This is a genomic window from Streptomyces viridochromogenes DSM 40736 (assembly GCF_000158955.1).
Lineage (GTDB): Bacteria > Actinomycetota > Actinomycetes > Streptomycetales > Streptomycetaceae > Streptomyces > Streptomyces venetus.
Genome location: NZ_GG657757.1, coordinates 7,123,711 through 7,140,752, shown reverse-complemented (window position 1 = coordinate 7,140,752; position 17,042 = coordinate 7,123,711). Strand labels below are relative to the sequence as shown.

At 71.7% G+C, this 17,042-nt stretch carries 14 protein-coding genes; 8 read left to right on the top strand and 6 right to left on the bottom strand.

The genetic code is table 11. From position 1 onward, the window contains the following. The 3 genes from SSQG_RS31270 to SSQG_RS31260 all read right to left on the bottom strand — a co-directional run. Positions 1-711, bottom strand: a 711-nt coding sequence (locus SSQG_RS31270; RefSeq protein ID WP_039934023.1) for a winged helix DNA-binding domain-containing protein, incomplete at its 3' end; no start/stop codon positions are given. A 131-nt stretch (positions 712-842) separates the two neighbouring features. Further along, positions 843-2,042 carry a cytochrome P450 gene (locus tag SSQG_RS31265; protein WP_003993951.1) on the bottom strand — a complete coding sequence of 400 codons (1,200 nt, stop codon included), beginning with the start codon at positions 2,040-2,042 and terminating at the stop codon, positions 843-845. Positions 2,043-2,247: 205 nt separating this feature from the next. Further along, positions 2,248-2,619, bottom strand: coding sequence for a hypothetical protein (locus SSQG_RS31260; protein ID WP_003993950.1), 372 nt, complete (start codon positions 2,617-2,619; stop codon positions 2,248-2,250). Between the two features lie 101 nt (positions 2,620-2,720). On the opposite strand from SSQG_RS31260, the gene sigJ reads away from it, so the two are divergent. The 6 genes from sigJ to argG all read left to right on the top strand — a co-directional run bounded on the left by sigJ (position 2,721) and on the right by argG (position 10,966). Then, positions 2,721-3,638: an RNA polymerase sigma factor SigJ gene (gene sigJ / locus SSQG_RS31255; RefSeq protein ID WP_003993949.1), complete on the top strand. Its 918-nt coding sequence runs from the start codon at positions 2,721-2,723 to the stop codon at positions 3,636-3,638. A 127-nt stretch (positions 3,639-3,765) separates the two neighbouring features. Continuing rightward, complete coding sequence (locus SSQG_RS31250; RefSeq protein ID WP_003993948.1) at positions 3,766-4,344, top strand: cysteine hydrolase family protein; 579 nt, start codon at positions 3,766-3,768, stop codon at positions 4,342-4,344. Between the two features lie 81 nt (positions 4,345-4,425). Next, positions 4,426-6,234, top strand: a complete 1,809-nt coding sequence (locus tag SSQG_RS31245; protein ID WP_003993947.1) for a methylmalonyl-CoA mutase family protein — start codon at positions 4,426-4,428, stop codon at positions 6,232-6,234. Then, positions 6,234-8,408, top strand: a complete 2,175-nt coding sequence (gene scpA, locus SSQG_RS31240) for a methylmalonyl-CoA mutase (protein WP_039934021.1) — start codon at positions 6,234-6,236, stop codon at positions 8,406-8,408. Before SSQG_RS31245 ends, scpA begins: the two co-directional genes overlap by 1 nt. Then, entirely contained in the window at positions 8,405-9,397 is a 993-nt protein-coding gene (gene meaB / locus SSQG_RS31235) for a methylmalonyl Co-A mutase-associated GTPase MeaB (protein ID WP_003993945.1), read from the top strand. Before scpA ends, meaB begins: the two co-directional genes overlap by 4 nt. A 114-nt stretch (positions 9,398-9,511) precedes the next feature. Further along, a complete protein-coding gene (gene argG, locus SSQG_RS31230; protein WP_003993944.1) occupies positions 9,512-10,966 on the top strand; it encodes an argininosuccinate synthase in 1,455 nt (484 codons plus the stop codon). Positions 10,967-11,300: 334 nt separating this feature from the next. Here argG and pntB read toward each other — a convergent pair whose 3' ends face one another. Both pntB and SSQG_RS31220 read right to left on the bottom strand, forming a co-directional pair. After that, positions 11,301-12,734 carry a Re/Si-specific NAD(P)(+) transhydrogenase subunit beta gene (gene pntB / locus SSQG_RS31225; RefSeq protein ID WP_039934020.1) on the bottom strand — a complete coding sequence of 478 codons (1,434 nt, stop codon included), beginning with the start codon at positions 12,732-12,734 and terminating at the stop codon, positions 11,301-11,303. A gap of 6 nt (positions 12,735-12,740) precedes the next feature. Then, complete coding sequence (locus SSQG_RS31220; protein ID WP_003993942.1) at positions 12,741-14,300, bottom strand: Re/Si-specific NAD(P)(+) transhydrogenase subunit alpha; 1,560 nt, start codon at positions 14,298-14,300, stop codon at positions 12,741-12,743. A 546-nt stretch (positions 14,301-14,846) separates the two neighbouring features. Here SSQG_RS31220 and SSQG_RS31215 point away from each other — a divergent pair. After that, complete coding sequence (locus SSQG_RS31215) at positions 14,847-15,755, top strand: polysaccharide pyruvyl transferase family protein (protein ID WP_039934019.1); 909 nt, start codon at positions 14,847-14,849, stop codon at positions 15,753-15,755. A 102-nt stretch (positions 15,756-15,857) separates the two neighbouring features. After that, positions 15,858-16,178 (top strand): DUF3040 domain-containing protein, encoded by a 321-nt coding sequence (locus tag SSQG_RS31210; protein WP_003993940.1) that lies wholly within the window; start codon positions 15,858-15,860, stop codon positions 16,176-16,178. Positions 16,179-16,193: 15 nt separating this feature from the next. On the opposite strand, the gene SSQG_RS43775 is transcribed toward SSQG_RS31210, so the two are convergent. Beyond that, on the bottom strand, positions 16,194-16,982 hold the full coding sequence (locus tag SSQG_RS43775) for a glycosyltransferase family 9 protein (protein WP_003993939.1): 789 nt from the start codon (positions 16,980-16,982) through the stop codon (positions 16,194-16,196). Between the last annotated feature and the right edge of the window lie 60 nt (positions 16,983-17,042).

Here is a 17,042-nt window from a genome sequence, read left to right as displayed (position 1 = left end):
GTCGCCCAGGCGGGTCAGACCGGCCCAGGTCTGCATGTCGCGCACGGAGGCCGGGCCGAACGCGGCGAGATAGCGCAGGACGACCGCGTCGATGGTGGCGGCCGGTTCGCCGGGACGGCCGAGCCAGTCCTCGGCGGTGGTCAGACTGACCGGCCCGCTCCTGCCCCACAGCCCGCGCGGGGTCACCTGCACGAGCGGAAGGCGGCATCGGGCGGCGACGGCCAATGCCTGCGGATCGGCGTCGGGCCACTCAGGCAGCAGGGCCTCGCGCAACTGTTTCATGGTGCGGGGCTCGGCCTCGACGAGCTCGCGGGCGAGGACGGCGAGCCGCTCCACGTCGACACCGGCGAGACCTTCGCGGAAGTTCGCCAGTTCCCGCTCCATGGCGGGCTGCATCAGCGGCCGCAGGGTGAGGCAGTCGTGCGCGGTGTGGGTGTGGATGGTGGAGCGCATCGTGACGATCCGGACCGCCTCGCGATCGGCCATCAGCCGGGACAGCGCCTCGGGGGCGAAACCGTCGAGCCGGGCGGCGAGCGCGAGGTACGGAGGCCTGACGTTCTGCGCCTGGAGTCCGACCAGGTGCTCGACGGCCGCGGCGGCGGAGATCCGTGCGGGGCGCAGGAGCAGCTGCCGGTCGAGGGTGGCGCGGTTGAGGGCACGGGTACCGAGGTGGGGCGCAGTGCCGGTGACGCTCCGCTTGGTGTTCGTCATACGAGGCACGCTAGCGGGGCTTGCGGACAGGTTCTGGCCGCGACTTCGGTCACCGGCCTCTCGTCACCGGACGGGAACCAGAGGGCCGGTGCGACCGGCTCATAGCGCGGCAGGAGATCGAGCGACCTCCCCTATGACGTGGCGTCCCAGGTGACCGGGAGGCTCTTCACGCCGTAGATGTCCGCGGTCTCTGGGCGCAGGCCGACTTCCCCGGCCGGTACGGCCAGGCGCAGCGTGGGGAACCGGTCGATCAGCGCGCGGAAGGCGACCCGCATCTCGACACGGGCCAGTTGCTGCCCCAGGCACTGGTGGATGCCGTGGCTGAAGGCCAGGTGCCCGCCCGTGTCCTGCCTGCGCAGGTCGAGCACATGGGGGTCGGCGAAGCGCTCGGGGTCGCGGTTGGCGGTGTGGTACGACAGGACGACCGTCGTGCCGGCCTCGATGGTCTGGCCGCCCAGCTCGATGTCCTCCAGTGCCGTCCTCATGAACGTCTTGGCGACGCTCAGGTAGCGCAGCAACTCCTCGACGGCCTGGTCGGTGAGCTCGGGATCGGCGCGCAGCGCGGCCAGTTGCGCCGGGTTCTGCAGCAGCGCGAAGGTGCCGAGGGACAGCATGTTCGCGGTGGTGTCGAAGCCGGCGGCCAGCAGGACCAGGCTGATCCCTTTCAGTTCCTCGTCGTTCAGGTCGCTTTCGGTGAGTTCGCTGAGCACGTCGTCGGTGGGGTGCGCGCGCTTGGCGGCCACCAGCTTCGCGAGGTACTCCTGGGTCGCGGTGTAGGCCGCGATGAGTTCCTCGTCGCTCGTCTCCCCTCCCATGAACGTGTCGATCTGCTCCTGGAAGGAGCCCCGGTCCTCGTAGGGCACGCCCAGCAGTTCGCAGATGACGATGGTGGGGATGGGCTTGGCGAACGCGGTCACCAGGTCCGCCGGCGGCCCGGTTCTCTCCATGGCGTCCAGGCAGTCGGCGGTGATCTGCTCGATGCGCTCGGTGAGCAGCCGCATCCGCCGCACCGTGAACTTCCCCGCCAGTGGCTTGCGGTAGCGGCGGTGCTGTGGGTCGTCCATCAGCAGGAACTCTCCGGGGGGCGCCGGAGGAAGCTCGAAGTCCACCACGTTCATCAGCTCTTTGCGCGAACTGAACCGCGAGTCGGCGAGGACCGACCGGACCAGGTCGTACCCGGTGATCAGCCAGCCGGGTTTCCCGCCGGGGTGGGTGAAGCGGCTGATGGGGCCGTGCTCGCGGGCTTCGAGCAGCTCCGCCGGAGGGTCGAAGGGGCAGCCGGCCCGACGGGTCGTCGGCAGCGTCGTCACGGTGTGGAGGGAGTCGCTCATCATCATTCCCATCTCGCGATACATCGTGCTTCACGTCAATGGAAAGCTACGTTGCGTTCACAGTATGGTCAATCCACTGAATGCACTTCTCCCAGCTAGACAACGGTTAATTGATGCAATGGGTGAAATTTGAACGCAACGATGCGTTGCAATGAACCGGCACGAAAAGCAACACCGACGGCAGCGCGGGAGAGCGGCCGGCCCCTCAGCGCCGGACCAGCGCCAGCACGCTCAGGCCGAACATCAGAACCCCGAGAGGGAGATGGACCGACGGGACGTGCGCGATGCCGAGCACGACCTGGACCGACGCGAGGGCGAGGAACCCCGACGCGTGCCAGACGGGGCGGAGTGAGCCGCCGCCGGGCTTCCACGCCAGGACCGCCGCCAGCAGGTACAGCATCGACGCCCCGTACATCACGCGGGCCCCGGCACTGTGCAGCGTCTCCCCGTAGGACGAGGTCAGCAGCAGCCCGGCGGAGACCGCCTGAAGAAAGATGGTCAGGGTCTGGAGGGCGATCGCGATCCGCAGGAACGAGGAGCCGCGCCGCGCGTTCGCCGTCGTCACCTGAGTGGCCATGTCACTGTCCCCTTGTCCGCCCTCGGGCAGTAGGTCGATAAGGTCTCACCAGCCCGACGACACGGGCCTGCGAAAGGTAAGGCGAGGGGGCTGCCGGAAGCATGGGAACGGTCGGGGCCGGCATGGACGGCACAGCCGGCGAGCGACGCCAACTGATCAACGTCGCTTACCGGTTGCTCGGTTCGGTGACCGAGGCCGAGGACGCGGTCCAGGATGCCTACGCACGCTGGTACGGGCTGCCGCACAGCCGGCAGGTGGAGATCCTCTCCCCCGGCGCCTGGCTGACGACGGTGACCAGCCGCATCTGCCTGGACCGGCTCGGCTCGGCACGGGCCCGCCGGGAACGCTACGTCGGCGCGTGGCTGCCCGAGCCGCTGCCCGACCGCACGGAGTGGGGCCGGGCGGGCGCCACCGGCCCCTCCGGCTCCGCGGACCCCGCCGACCAGATCGTCCTGAACGAGTCGGTGGACATGGCCTTCCTCGTCGTCCTGGAGGCGATGACGCCCGCCGAGCGGGTGGCGTTCGTCCTGCACGACGTCTTCCGGTACCCGTTCGCCGAGATCGCCGGCGTTCTCGGCCGGACCCCCGCGGCCTCCAAGCAGCTGGCGGCCTCCGCCCGGCGGCGGGTGAGCGCCGCACCCGCCCGGGTGCCGGGGCCCGGCCGGGCCGACGTGGTGCGGAAGGTCAAAGAGGCGTGGGAGGCCCGGGACATCGCGACCCTGGTCGGCCTCCTCGACCCGGCGGCCGTGATGACCGCCGACGGCGGCGGCATGGTCGGCACCGCCCTGCGCCCGGTCGAGGGCGGCGTGCGCATCGCCCAGTACATGGCCGCCATCGCCGACAAGGCGCCGGGGCTCGAACTCCTGGAACGGTCGGTCAACGGCGTGCCGGGCCTCGTGGCCCAGCGGGCCGGGGTCGTGATGACGGTGGCCTCGTTCGACGTCTCCGACGGGCACGTCACCCGTATCTGGGCGGTCCGCAACCCGGAGAAGCTGCGACCCTGGGCGCGGGAGGGCTAGGGCCGGCACCTGCGCGCCCCCTTGTTACACCCACCACGCCCCCGGGTACTCGGCGGTGCGCCCCCGGAACTCGCACCAAACGCTCCACCTGCACCTCAAGCACCACACGCTCCACTCGGGAGACCCCATGGAACGGCGGGCGGACCCGGCGCGGTCGGCTCTGATCGTGATCGACATGATCAACACCTACGACCACGAGGACGCCGAACTCCTCGTGCCGTCCGTGGGGGAGGTCGTGCCCGTGCTGGCGGAGCTGATCGACCGAGCCCGCGAGGCGGACGCTCCCGTGATCTACGTGAACGACAACTTCGGGCTGTGGCGCTCACATCACGGAGAGTTGCTGGACGCGGCGCTGAGCCGGCCGCACGCCGACCTGATCGAGCCGATACGACCCGACGACGAGTCGCTCTTCGTACTGAAGGCCCGCCACTCGGTCTTCTTCGAGACGCCCCTGGCCTACCTCCTGTGGAGCCTGGGCGTCGGACACGTGGTGCTGACCGGCCAGGTCACCGAGCAGTGCGTCCTCTACTCCGCTCTCGACGCGCACATCCGGCACCTGGGCGTCACGGTGCCGAAGGACGCCGTCGCCTCGATCCATCCCCATCTGGCGTCCGCCGCCCTGGAGATGATGGAACGCAACATGGGCGCCCGGATCATCACGGCGAAGGAAACCGACTTCACGCCCCGCGCGGAATCAGGCGGATGAGGCAGACCACAGTCACGGCGAGGGCAAGGTCACAGCTTCGCCCACTGCTGCTCCTTCGAGTCCATGACCTAGCATCCGAGCATGACGGTCCTGCCTGACGACGGGCTTGAGCTGGCCGGCGAGTTCCCTGATGTGCCCCACGAGCAGTGGCAGCGCCTTGTGGCGGGTGTGCTGCGCAAGTCGGGCAAGGACGTGGAGGGCGCCGAAGCCGAGGAAGCCCTGTCCACCGCGCTGGAGGACGGGCTGCGCACCCGCCCCCTCTACACCGCCCGCGACTCCGCGCCCGAGCCGGGCCTGCCCGGGTTCGCGCCCTTTGTGCGCGGCGGCCGTCCCGAAGGGAACACCCTCGGCGGCTGGGACGTACGGCAGCGGCACACGGTGGCCGACGGCGAACCGGTGCTGGCGGATCTGGAGAACGGCGTCACCTCCCTGTGGCTGGGCGTCGGCGACTCCGGCATCCCCGTGCCGGAGCTCGGCCGGGTCCTCGACGGTGTCTATCTCGACCTCGTGTCCGTCGTCCTGGACGCCGGGTCCGACACCGAGCCCGCCGCACAGGCGTTGCTGCGGCTGTACGAGGAGCGCGGTGTCGCCCGGGACGCGGCACGCGGCAACCTGGGCGCGGACCCGCTGGGTCAGGAGGCCCGGAGCGGGCAGCGGGGCGACTTCGCTCCGGCAGCCGGTCTCGCGCGGCAGTGCGCCGAGGAGTACCCGGGCCTGCGGGCACTGACCGTGGACGCGCTGCCGTACCACGAGGCCGGTGGTTCGGCCGCCCAGGAGCTGGGCTGCTCGCTGGCCACGGCCGTGGCGTATCTGCGGGAGCTGGCCGAGGCCGGCCTGAGCGTCGAACAGGCCTGTGCGCAGCTGGAGTTCCGGTACGCGGCGACCGCCGACCAGTTCCTGACGATCGCCAAGCTGCGGGCCGCCCGCCGGCTGTGGGCGCGGGTGGCCGAGGTGTGCGGAGCGCCGCGCGCGGGGGCGCAGCTCCAGCACGTCGTGACGTCGCCGGTGATGATGACGCGCCGGGACCCGTGGGTGAACATGCTGCGGACGACCATCGCCACGCTGGCCGCCGGGGCGGGCGGGGCCGACGCGGTCACCGTGCTGCCCTTCGACCACGCCCTCGGCCTGCCGGACGCGTTCGCGCGGCGGATCGCCCGCAACACCTCCACGATCCTCATCGAGGAGTCGCACCTGTCCCGGGTCATCGACCCGGCGGGCGGCTCCTGGTACGCGGAGCGGCTCACCGATGAACTCGCCCACGCGGGCTGGGAGTTCTTCCAGCGGATCGAGCGGCTCGGCGGCATGGCCGCCGCCCTGCGGTCGGGCGACCTCGCGCAGGACCTCGCCGACACCTGGCAGGCGCGCAGCGGGAGGCTGGCCAAGAGGCGCGAACCCGTCACCGGTGTCAGCGAGTTCCCCCACCTCGCGGAGAAGCCGGTGGTCCGCGACCCCGCACCCGAGCCGCCGTCCGGCGGGCTGCCGCGGGTGCGCCGCGACGAGGCGTACGAGGCGCTGCGCGCCCGCTCCGACGCCCACCTCACCGCGACCGGCTCCCGGCCCCGGATCTTCCTGGCCGCGCTCGGCCCGGCCGCCGCCCACACCGCGCGCCTCACCTTCGCCTCGAACCTCTTCCAGGCGGGCGGCATCGAGCCCGTCACGGAGGGCGCCTTCGAGGAGAGCGGCGCGGCGGAGGCCGTGCTGTGCTCCAGCGACGCGGTGTACGAGGAGCAGGCCGAGGCCACCGCCGGTGCCCTGAAGGCCGCCGGCGCCTCGCACGTGCTCCTCGCCGGGCGGCCCGGTGACCACGCCGGTGTCGACTCGTACGTCTTCGCGGGCTGTGACGCCGTCGCCGTGCTGTCCGCCACCCTCGACCGCATGGGAGTGTCCTGATGGGAATCCCCGACTTCTCCGGGATCGAGCTGGGGACCCCGGACTCCGGCGGCGGCCCCGACGAGTGGCGTACGGCCGTCAAGAACGCGACCGGCGGGGACGACCTGCTCTGGGAGACCCCGGAGGGCATCGCGGTCAAGCCGCTGTACACCGGCCGTGACCTGGAGGGCCTGGACTTCCTGGACACGTATCCGGGCGCGGCCCCGTATCTGCGCGGCCCGTATCCGACCATGTACGTCAACCAGCCCTGGACGATCCGCCAGTACGCGGGATTCTCCACGGCCGAGGAGTCGAACGCCTTCTACCGGCGCAACCTCGCGGCCGGGCAGAAGGGCCTGTCGGTCGCCTTCGACCTGCCCACGCACCGGGGTTACGACAGCGACCACCCGCGGGTGACGGGTGACGTCGGCATGGCGGGCGTGGCGATCGACTCGATCTACGACATGCGGCAGCTGTTCGACGGGATTCCCCTCGACAGGATGACGGTGTCGATGACGATGAACGGCGCCGTGCTGCCGGTGCTGGCGCTGTACATCGTGGCGGCGGAGGAACAGGGCGTACCGCCGGAGAAGCTGGCGGGGACCATCCAGAACGACATCCTCAAGGAGTTCATGGTCCGCAACACCTACATCTATCCGCCGAAGCCCTCGATGCGGATCATCTCCGACATCTTCGCGTACACCTCGCAGCGGATGCCGCGCTACAACTCGATCTCCATCTCCGGCTACCACATCCAGGAGGCCGGTGCGACGGCCGATCTGGAGCTGGCCTACACGCTCGCGGACGGTGTCGAGTACATCCGCGCCGGCCGTGAAGCCGGCCTGGACGTGGACGCGTTCGCGCCCCGGCTGTCGTTCTTCTGGGCGATCGGCATGAACTTCTTCATGGAGGTCGCCAAGCTGCGCGCGGCGCGCCTGCTGTGGGCGAAGCTGGTGCGGCAGTTCGACCCGAAGAACGCCAAGTCGCTGTCCCTGCGCACCCATTCGCAGACCTCGGGGTGGTCGCTGACCGCGCAGGACGTGTTCAACAACGTGACGCGTACCTGTGTCGAGGCCATGGCGGCGACGCAGGGACACACGCAGTCGCTGCACACCAACGCCCTCGACGAGGCGCTGGCCCTGCCGACCGACTTCTCGGCGCGCATCGCCCGCAACACGCAGCTGCTGCTCCAGCAGGAGTCCGGCACGACCCGGGTGATCGACCCGTGGGGCGGCAGCGCGTACGTGGAGAAACTGACGTACGACCTGGCCCGGCGGGCGTGGCAGCACATCGAGGAGGTCGAGGCCGCGGGCGGTATGGCCAAGGCCATCGACGCGGGCATCCCGAAGCTGCGCATCGAGGAGGCCGCGGCCCGTACCCAGGCCCGGATCGACTCGGGCCGGCAGCCGGTGATCGGCGTCAACAAGTACCGGGTGGACAGCGACGAGCAGATCGACGTCCTCAAGGTCGACAACTCCTCCGTGCGGGCGCAGCAGATCGAGAAGCTGCGGCGGCTGCGGGCGGAGCGTGACGAGCGGGCCTGCCAGGACGCGCTGGACGCGCTGACCCGGGCCGCCGGCGGCGAGGGCAACCTGCTGGAGCTGGCGGTGCACGCCGCCCGCGCGAAGGCCACCGTCGGGGAGATCTCCGACGCCCTGGAGAAGGCGTACGGCCGGCACGCGAGCCAGATCCGTACGATCTCCGGCGTGTACCGCAACGAAGCAGGGGAGTCCCCGTCCGTGGACCGCACCCGAGCGCTGGTCTCCGACTTCGAGGAGGCCGAGGGCCGCCGCCCGCGCATCCTGGTCGCGAAGATGGGCCAGGACGGCCACGACCGCGGCCAGAAGGTGATCGCCACCGCCTTCGCCGACCTCGGCTTCGACGTGGACGTCGGCCCGCTGTTCCAGACGCCCGCCGAGGTGGCCCGGCAGGCCGTCGAGGCGGATGTGCACATCGTCGGTGTCTCGTCGCTGGCGGCCGGTCACCTCACCCTCGTCCCGGCGCTCAAGGAGCAGCTGGCCGAGGAGGGGCGCGAGGACATCATGATCGTGGTCGGCGGGGTGATCCCGCCGCAGGACGTGCCGACGCTGCTTCAGATGGGCGCGGCGGCGGTCTTCCCGCCCGGGACGGTGATCCCGGACGCGGCGTACGACCTGGTCAGGCGGCTGTCGGACGGCCTCGGGCACGACCTGTGATCGATGTCGACGCGTATGTGAAGGGTGTCCTCGACGGGAAGCGGGCGATCGTCGCCCGCGCCATCACGCTCGTCGAGTCCACCCGCCCCCAGCACCGGGAGCTGGCCCAGCGGCTGCTGACCGAGCTGCTGCCGCACAGCGGGCGGGCCCGGCGGATCGGCGTCAGCGGGGTGCCGGGCGTGGGCAAGTCCACGTTCATCGACGCGTTCGGCACGATGCTGACGGGGCTCGGGCACCGGGTGGCGGTGCTCGCCGTCGACCCGTCCTCCAGCCGTACCGGCGGCTCGATCCTCGGCGACAAGACGCGGATGGAACGGCTGGCCGTCGACCCGGCGGCCTTCGTCCGGCCCTCCCCCACCGCGGGCACGCTGGGCGGGGTCGCCAAGGCCACCCGCGAGTCGATCGTGGTGATGGAGGCGGCCGGCTACGACGTGATCCTGGTGGAGACGGTCGGTGTCGGCCAGTCCGAGACGGCCGTGGCCAACATGGTCGACTCCTTCCTGCTGCTCACCCTCGCCCGCACCGGCGACCAGCTCCAGGGCATCAAGAAGGGCGTCCTCGAACTGGCGGACGTGATCGCCGTGAACAAGGCGGACGGGCCGCACGAGCGCGACGCCCGCGCCGCCGCCCGCGAACTGGCGGGCGCGCTGCGGCTGATGCACGGCAAGGACGCCTTCTGGACGCCGCCCGTGCTCAGCTGCAGCGCCCGGGAGTCGGCCGGTCTGGACACCGTGTGGGAGCGTCTGGAGCAGCACCGCACCCTGCTCGACTCCACCGGCCGACTCACCGCCAAGCGCCGCGACCAGCAGGTCGACTGGACCTGGACCATGGTCCGCGACGAGCTCCTGGGCCGGCTCCAGGCCGATCCGGCGGTACGGGCTCTCGCGCCGGTGCTCGAACAGCGGGTCCGGGAGGGTGGGTTGACGCCGACCCTGGCGGCCGAGCGGATCCTGGGGGCGCTCGGGAGCCCGGAGCCGGACGCTTCCTGAACCTGGCGCCTCCCGGGCCTCCCGCAAAAGGTACAACCGGGACGGCTGGTCTCACGGGGCGGGATTCATGCACGGCGACTTGCATGATTATGCGTGGCAATACATACTCTTCCCATGTCCAAGGTCCTCACCTCCCTGCCCGCCGGCGAGCGCGTCGGCATCGCCTTCTCGGGCGGTCTCGACACGTCCGTCGCGGTCGCGTGGATGCGCGACAAGGGTGCCGTCCCCTGCACCTACACCGCCGACATCGGCCAGTACGACGAGCCCGACATCGCCTCGGTGCCCGGCCGCGCGAAGACCTACGGTGCCGAGATCGCGCGTCTGGTCGACTGCCGTGCGGCGCTGGTCGAGGAGGGCCTGGCCGCGCTGACCTGCGGCGCGTTCCACATCCGTTCGGGCGGGCGGGCGTACTTCAACACCACGCCGCTCGGCCGTGCCGTCACCGGCACGCTGCTGGTCCGGGCGATGCTCGAGGACGACGTCCAGATCTGGGGCGACGGCTCGACCTTCAAGGGCAACGACATCGAGCGGTTCTACCGCTACGGCCTGCTCGCCAACCCGCACCTGCGGATCTACAAGCCCTGGCTGGACGCGGCCTTCGTCACCGAACTCGGCGGCCGCAAGGAGATGTCCGAGTGGCTGGTCGCGCACGGGCTGCCCTACCGCGACAGCGCGGAGAAGGCGTACTCCACCGACGCCAACATCTGGGGCGCCACCCACGAGGCCAAGACGCTGGAGCACCTGGACACCGGCGTCGAGACCGTCGAGCCGATCATGGGCGTGCGGTTCTGGGACCCCGAGGTCGAGATCGCCACCGAGGACGTGACGATCGGCTTCGCCGAGGGCCGCCCGGTGTCGGTCAACGGCAAGGAGTTCGCCTCCCCCGTCGACCTGGTCATGGAGGCCAACGCCATCGGCGGGCGGCACGGCCTGGGCATGTCGGACCAGATCGAGAACCGGATCATCGAGGCCAAGAGCCGCGGCATCTACGAGGCCCCGGGCATGGCCCTGCTGCACGCCGCGTACGAGCGCCTGGTCAACGCGATCCACAACGAGGACACCCTCGCCCAGTACCACAGCGAGGGGCGGCGGCTCGGCCGGCTGATGTACGAGGGCCGCTGGCTGGACCCGCAGGCGCTGATGATCCGCGAGTCGCTCCAGCGCTGGGTCGGCGCCGCCGTCACCGGCGAGGTCACGCTGCGGCTGCGGCGCGGTGAGGACTACTCGATCCTCGACACGACCGGCCCGGCGTTCAGCTACCACCCGGACAAGCTGTCCATGGAGCGCACCGAGGACTCCGCCTTCGGCCCGGTGGACCGGATCGGCCAGCTCACCATGCGCAACCTCGACATCGCCGACTCCCGCGCCAAGCTGGAGCAGTACGCCGGCATCGGCCTGATCGGCACCGGCAGCCCCACCGTCGGCGCCTCGCAGGCGGCCGCGACCGGGCTGATCGGCACCATGCCGGAACTGCCGCAGGGCGGCGCCGAGGTCATCGCCTCCCGCGGCGAGGTCTCGGACGAGGACGCGTGGCTGGACCGCGCCGCGATGGAGTCGGGCACGGACTGACCGGCACCCAGGCCTCACACAAAGGCCGGCTCGGCACCCACGGTGCCGGGCCGGCCTTTTTCTCGTACGCCCGTCGGCGGGTCATCGTCCGAACGGCCGAGGGCCCGCGCCGGAACCACCCGGGGTTCTGGCCGAACAGCCGAGGCGCGGGCCCGCCGCTTGGGCGGGGTCTTGAGGGCGGTGTGCTCGCTGTCCCGGCGGATCTCGCCGTCGCCCCGGAGGACCAGCCGGGTGCGCAGAGGCAGCCGAGTTCGCCGGGCTCCCTCGCCCAACGCCGGGGACGCCGTCCCCGCCCTCAGCGGCAACGGCGTCCCCGGCGACTATGCACGGTGGTTCAGCGCGACGTGCCGGCCATCGCCGGGACCGGCGCGTCCAGGGAGTCGAGGGCACGCAGGATGTCCTCGACGCGCTGCTTGGCGTCGCCGAAGAGCATCTGGCTGTTGTCCCGGAAGAACAGCGGGTTCTGCACACCGGCGTACCCGGCGGCCATCGACCGCTTGAACACGACCACGTTGGCGGCCTCCCACACGTGCAGCACGGGCATGCCCGCGATGGGGCTGGAAGGGTTGTCGGTGGCGGCCGGGTTGACGGTGTCGTTGGCGCCGATGACGAGGACGACCGAGGTGGCGGCGAAGTCGTCGTTGATCTCGTCCATTTCGAGGACGATGTCGTACGGCACGTTCGCCTCGGCGAGCAGCACGTTCATGTGCCCGGGCAGCCGGCCGGCGACGGGGTGGATGCCGAAGCGCACCTCGACGCCCCGCTCGCGCAGCTTCCGCGCCAGTTCGGCGACGGGGTACTGGGCCTGGGCGACCGCCATCCCGTAGCCCGGCGTGATGATCACAGAGGAGGCGTCGCGGAGCAGCTCCGCGGTGTCCTCCGCGCTGATCTCGCGGTGCTCCCCCTGCTCGCCCTCCTCGGCCGCCGCCGCGGGGGTGCCGAAGCCGCCCGCGATCACCGAGATGAAGGAGCGGTTCATCGCCTTGCACATGATGTACGACAGGTAGGCACCGGAGGAGCCCACCAGCGCGCCGGTGACGATGAGCAGGTTGTTGGCGAGCAGGAAGCCCGAGGCGGCCGCGGCCCAGCCGGAGTAGCTGTTGAGCATGGAGACGACCACCGGCATGTCCCCGCCGCCGATGGAGGCGACCAGGTGCGCGCCGAGGGCGAGCGCGACCACGGTGACCGCGATGAGCAGCCCCATGTTCGGGCTGGCCACGAACGCGACGGTGAGCGCGACGAAGGCGACCAGGGCGCCCACGTTGAGGACGTGCTTGCCTGGCAGCGTGAGCGGGCGGGAGTTGATGCGCGCCGAGAGCTTCAGGTACGCGACGACGGACCCGGTGAAGGTGACGGCGCCGATGAACACCCCGATGAACACCTCGGCGTGGTGGATGCCCAGGAGCGAACCGCTGAGCTCGGCGTCGACGTCGAGGTAGCCGTTCCAGCCGACGAGCGCGGCGGCGAGGCCGACGAGGCTGTGCATGATGGCGATCAGCTCGGGCATGCCGGTCATCTCGACGACCCGGGCCCGCCACAGTCCTACGCCGCCGCCGACGGCGGTGGCGAGGACGATCAGTACGAGGCCGGTGGCGGTGAGGCTCCGGGAGGCGAGCCCGACGGTGGCGGCCAGGGCGATGACCATGCCCGCGATGCCCCAGACGACTCCCGAGCGGGACGTCCGGTGCTGCGAGAGCCCGGCGAGGCTGAGGATGAACAGCAACGCGGCGACGACGTAGGCGGCTTCTGAGGCCGTGACTGTGCTCATCCGTGATCAGCCCTTCGAGAACATGCCGAGCATGCGGCGGGTGACGGCGAATCCGCCGAAGATGTTGATGCTCGCCAGCAGGATCGCGGCGAACGACAGCACGGTGACGGCGGTGTTCCCGTGCCCGATCTGCAGCAGCGCGCCGACCACGACGATCCCGGAGATGGCGTTGGTGACCGACATCAGCGGGGTGTGCAGCGCGTGGTGCACGTTGCCGATGACGTAGAAGCCGATGACGATCGCCAGGACGAAGACCGTGAAGTGGCCGATGAGTTCGCTCGGCGAGAAGGCGGTCACCAGGAACAGCGCGAGCGCTCCGGCGCCGACCAGGGCGTAGGAGGACCACGCGGGGCGCGCGGGCTTGGCCGGGGTGTCCGCGGCCGGGGCGGCTTCCGGGGCCGCGGCGGGCGCCGGCGCGGGCGCGGCGGACACCTGGACCGGGGGCGGCGGCCAGGTCTTCTCGCCGTCGCGGACCACGGTCATCGACCGCTGTACGACGTCGTCGAAGTCGAGGACGAGCCGGCCGTCCTTGCCCGGGGTGAGCAGCTTCATCAGGTTGACGATGTTGGTGCCGTACAGCTGCGAGGCCTGGGCGGGGAGCCTGCCGGGCAGGTCGGTGTAGCCGATGATCGTCACGTCGTTGTCGGTGACGACCGCCTTGCCGGCGACCGTGCCCTCGACGTTGCCGCCCTGGGCGGCGGCCATGTCGACGATCACGCTGCCGGGCTTCATCCGCGCGACGTCCTCGGCGGTGATCAGCCGCGGCGCGGGCCGCCCGGGGATGAGCGCGGTGGTGACGATGATGTCGACGTCGGCGGCCTGCTCGGCGTACAGCTGCGCGGCGAGCCGGTTGTAGTCGTCCGAGGTGGCCTTGGCGTAGCCGTCGGTGCTCACCTCCTGCTCGGCGGTGACCGTCAGGAACTCCCCGCCCAGCGAGCGCACCTGCTCGGCGACCTCGGGCCGGGGGTCGGTGGCGCGGACCACGGCGCCGAGGCTGCGGGCCGCTCCGATCGCCGCGAGTCCGGCGACGCCCGCACCGGCCACCAGCACCTTGGCGGGCGGCACCTTGCCGGCTGCGGTCACCTGGCCGGTGAAGAAACGGCCGAAGGCGTGCGCCGCCTCGACCACGGCCCGGTATCCGGCGATGTTCGCCATCGAGCTGAGCACGTCCAGGGACTGGGCGCGCGAGATGCGCGGGACGGCGTCCATGGCGAGGACCGTGATCGGCCGCCGTGCGAGGTCCTCGACCAGCTCCGGGTTGAGGGCGGGGCTGATCAACGCGATCAGCGTCGCTCCGTCCCGCAGCCGGGCGATCTCCTCGCCGGAGGGGCCGTTGACCTTGAGTACGATCTCCGCCGCCCACGGGTCGCCGAGCCGGGCGCCCGCCTCCTCGTAGGCCGCGTCCGAGAAGCGGGACGAGGCTCCCGCCCCCGGTTCGACCACCACGTCGTATCCGAGTGCGACGAGTCTCCCCACGGTGGCCGGCGTGGCCGCCACCCTGGTCTCGCCCGCAGTGGACTCGGCGGGTACGCCGATCCGCTGGGGTTCCGGTTCCGCTGGGACCATCGTCTGCCTCTCTCCTCATCTGTCGCTCGCCGTCTGACACCCGCCGAGTGCTCGTCCATCCATCGGTGCCCGAATCTTGCACTCTCGACGCCGGATCCGCGGGCGGTGGTCTTCACACGGCTGAAGAGTCCTGCCTCACAGCGGCGAGGGGTTGCCGGGGAGCCTGAATTCGGGTATGTCGACAGCCCTCGACCGTGTAATCCTCTGTGGCTGCCGGGGCCTGCGGGACGCTGATCGGCTTGTGATGCGGGATGTCAGGGTGCGGTGCGCACAGGCCCACTGAGGCCCGTCCGCGACAGCTGGGCCCGTCAGGACGTGAAGATCTCGTTCATCCGCTCCCGGATCTCGCCTTCCACCGGCGCGCCGGCCTGGCCGACCCGGCGGGTGTGTCTGGGAGTACCTGCTGAACGTGCAGGCGGTGAGCACGGCGACCGACCGGGCGGACGCCATCTTCTACTCCCGGTGACCGTAAGGCTTATGCGCGTAATGCCCTGATTGCCGTGCCCGTGGGGCGGGCACTCAGGGCATGTGCACACACACAACGGCATGCGACCGCGCAGGGTCCTGCTGGCCGGGTGGTTCAGCTTCCGGGACGGGGAGGCGACCGCCGGGGACGTGCTGGCCCTGCGCCGGGTGGAGGACGTCCTGCTCGGCACGGGCATTGCCTACGACGTCGCCTGGAGTCCCGGCTTCCGTCCGGACGCGCTGCACCTGGACGGGCTGTGGCCGGAGGACTACTCCCACCTGGTGTTCGTGTGCGGCCCGCTGCACGGGCCGCAGGTCGAGGAACTGCACCGGCGGTTCGCGCACTCGGTGCGGATCGCCGTCGGCACCTCGGTGATCGACCCTGGCAGCGCGGCCGTGACCGGCTTCCACCGGGTGCTGCCGCGGGACGCGCCGGACACCGAGCCGGTGGAGGACCTGGCGGCCCGTGCCCCGGACGTGCCCGCCCGGCCCGTCGTCGGGGTGATCCTCAGCCACGGGCAGCAGGAGTACGGGCAGCAGCGGCGGCACGGTCAGGTCGCCGAGGAGGTGACGCACTGGCTGGCCGGGAAGGACTGCGCCCGCCTGGAGCTGGAGACCCGGCTCGACACCCACGACTGGCATCTGAGCGCCACACCCGCGCAGCTCCAGTCCGTGCTGGCCCGGCTGGACCTCGTGGTGACCGACCGGCTGCACGGGCTGGTCATCGCCCTACGGGTCGGCACCCCGGTGCTGGCCGTCGATCCGGTCGACGGCGGGGCGAAGGTGACCGCGCAGGCCCGGGCCTGTGGCTGGCCCGCGCTGGTGCCCGGCGAGCGGCTGGACGTGCGGCAGTTGGACCGCTGGTGGGACTGGTGCCTGACCGGCGGCCGGGTGACCGCCCGGCAGATCCGCGACGGGTTCCGCGAGGGCATCGTGCCGGACAGCGCGGACCGGCTCGTCGAGGCGCTGGCACGGGCCGTGCCCGGTTAGCTCGGGGACCTCACGGGGCACCCGCTTTGTCAGTCCCCGCTTCCTGTCCCGCCGCATGTCCCCCCGGGAGGAGACGGTCGGGCTGCCCGGAAGGAGAACCGCGTGTCCATCGGCCGACTTCCCGATCACGAGCAGCGCATCCTCGACGAGATGGAACGCGTCCTGCGCCGCGACCGCCGCCTCGACCGCCGGCTGCGCACCCTGCGGGTGAGCCGCTTGCCCGATCCCGCCCGCCTCTTCGTCCGGCTGGCCTCCTACCGCCCGCGCGTCTGGACCGTGGCGGTCCTGCTAGCGGTGTCGGTCGCCCTGCTGGTCATCGGGATCGTCACCTCCGAACCGGGTGTGATCTGGGCGTTCGCGGCGCTGTGGCCCCTGACGCTGTTCGCCGGGTTCCGACTGATGTGCCGGTGGTGCGGGAGCTGAGCGTTTCCGGGCCCCTCATGGGTGCCGGGTGCCGGGCGGTGCGTCGAGGGCGCGCAGGCCTTCCCACGGGGTGATGCGCAAGGGTGGCGGGTCGGTCCCGGGTCGGTCGTCCGGCGGGTGCGCGGATCGCCCTCCGGGCCGTACCGGAAGCGCACGGTGGCGCGGACCGGGCGACACGCCCCAGCTCCCCCGGCTCGGCGGGGACGGGCCGAAGAGGGTGACGGAGCGTGTGGCGTGGGCGACGGCGAGGTGGGCGACTCCGGTACCGCCGCTGATCACGATGGGGGCGTCGGCGACGAGGGCGGCCGGCAGACCCAAGGGCGGACCGCCGCCGAACCCGTCGGCGTCGGGCAGGCCGGCCTGCTGGGCGAGCCGGGCCACGAGGTACGGGTCGTCATCGTCGGGCGGCGGTGCCGGTTCGGCGTCCGCGCTCGGTGCCGCCGCCCCGCCCACGGCGACGGACCCACTCGCGGCGGGCCACGGCGCCCTCGGCCACCAGGACGGCAGGGCATCGCGGGCGCCGAGGGTGACCGCGACGGCCGCGGCACGCCGGTGCCGTACGACGGTGGCGGCGCTGTGGGCGGCGGCACGCAGCTCCCGGCGCGGGGTGCCGTCCCGCGAGGCGAGGCCGTGGGCCTCCATCTCAGCCGGAGGCACCGGCCGGGTGCCGGGCACCGGGCCGGAGGCACCGGCCGGGTGCCGGGCACCGGCGGCCCGCAGCATGGGTGGCTGGGTGCCGGGCACCGGCGGCCCGCAGCGTGGGTGCGGGTCCCGGACCAGCTGCGGGCGGGCGGCGAGGATCAAGGAGGGCAGCCGCCGTGACGCGGTCGTAGTCGGAGACCAGGACGGCGGTGGACGGCGGGC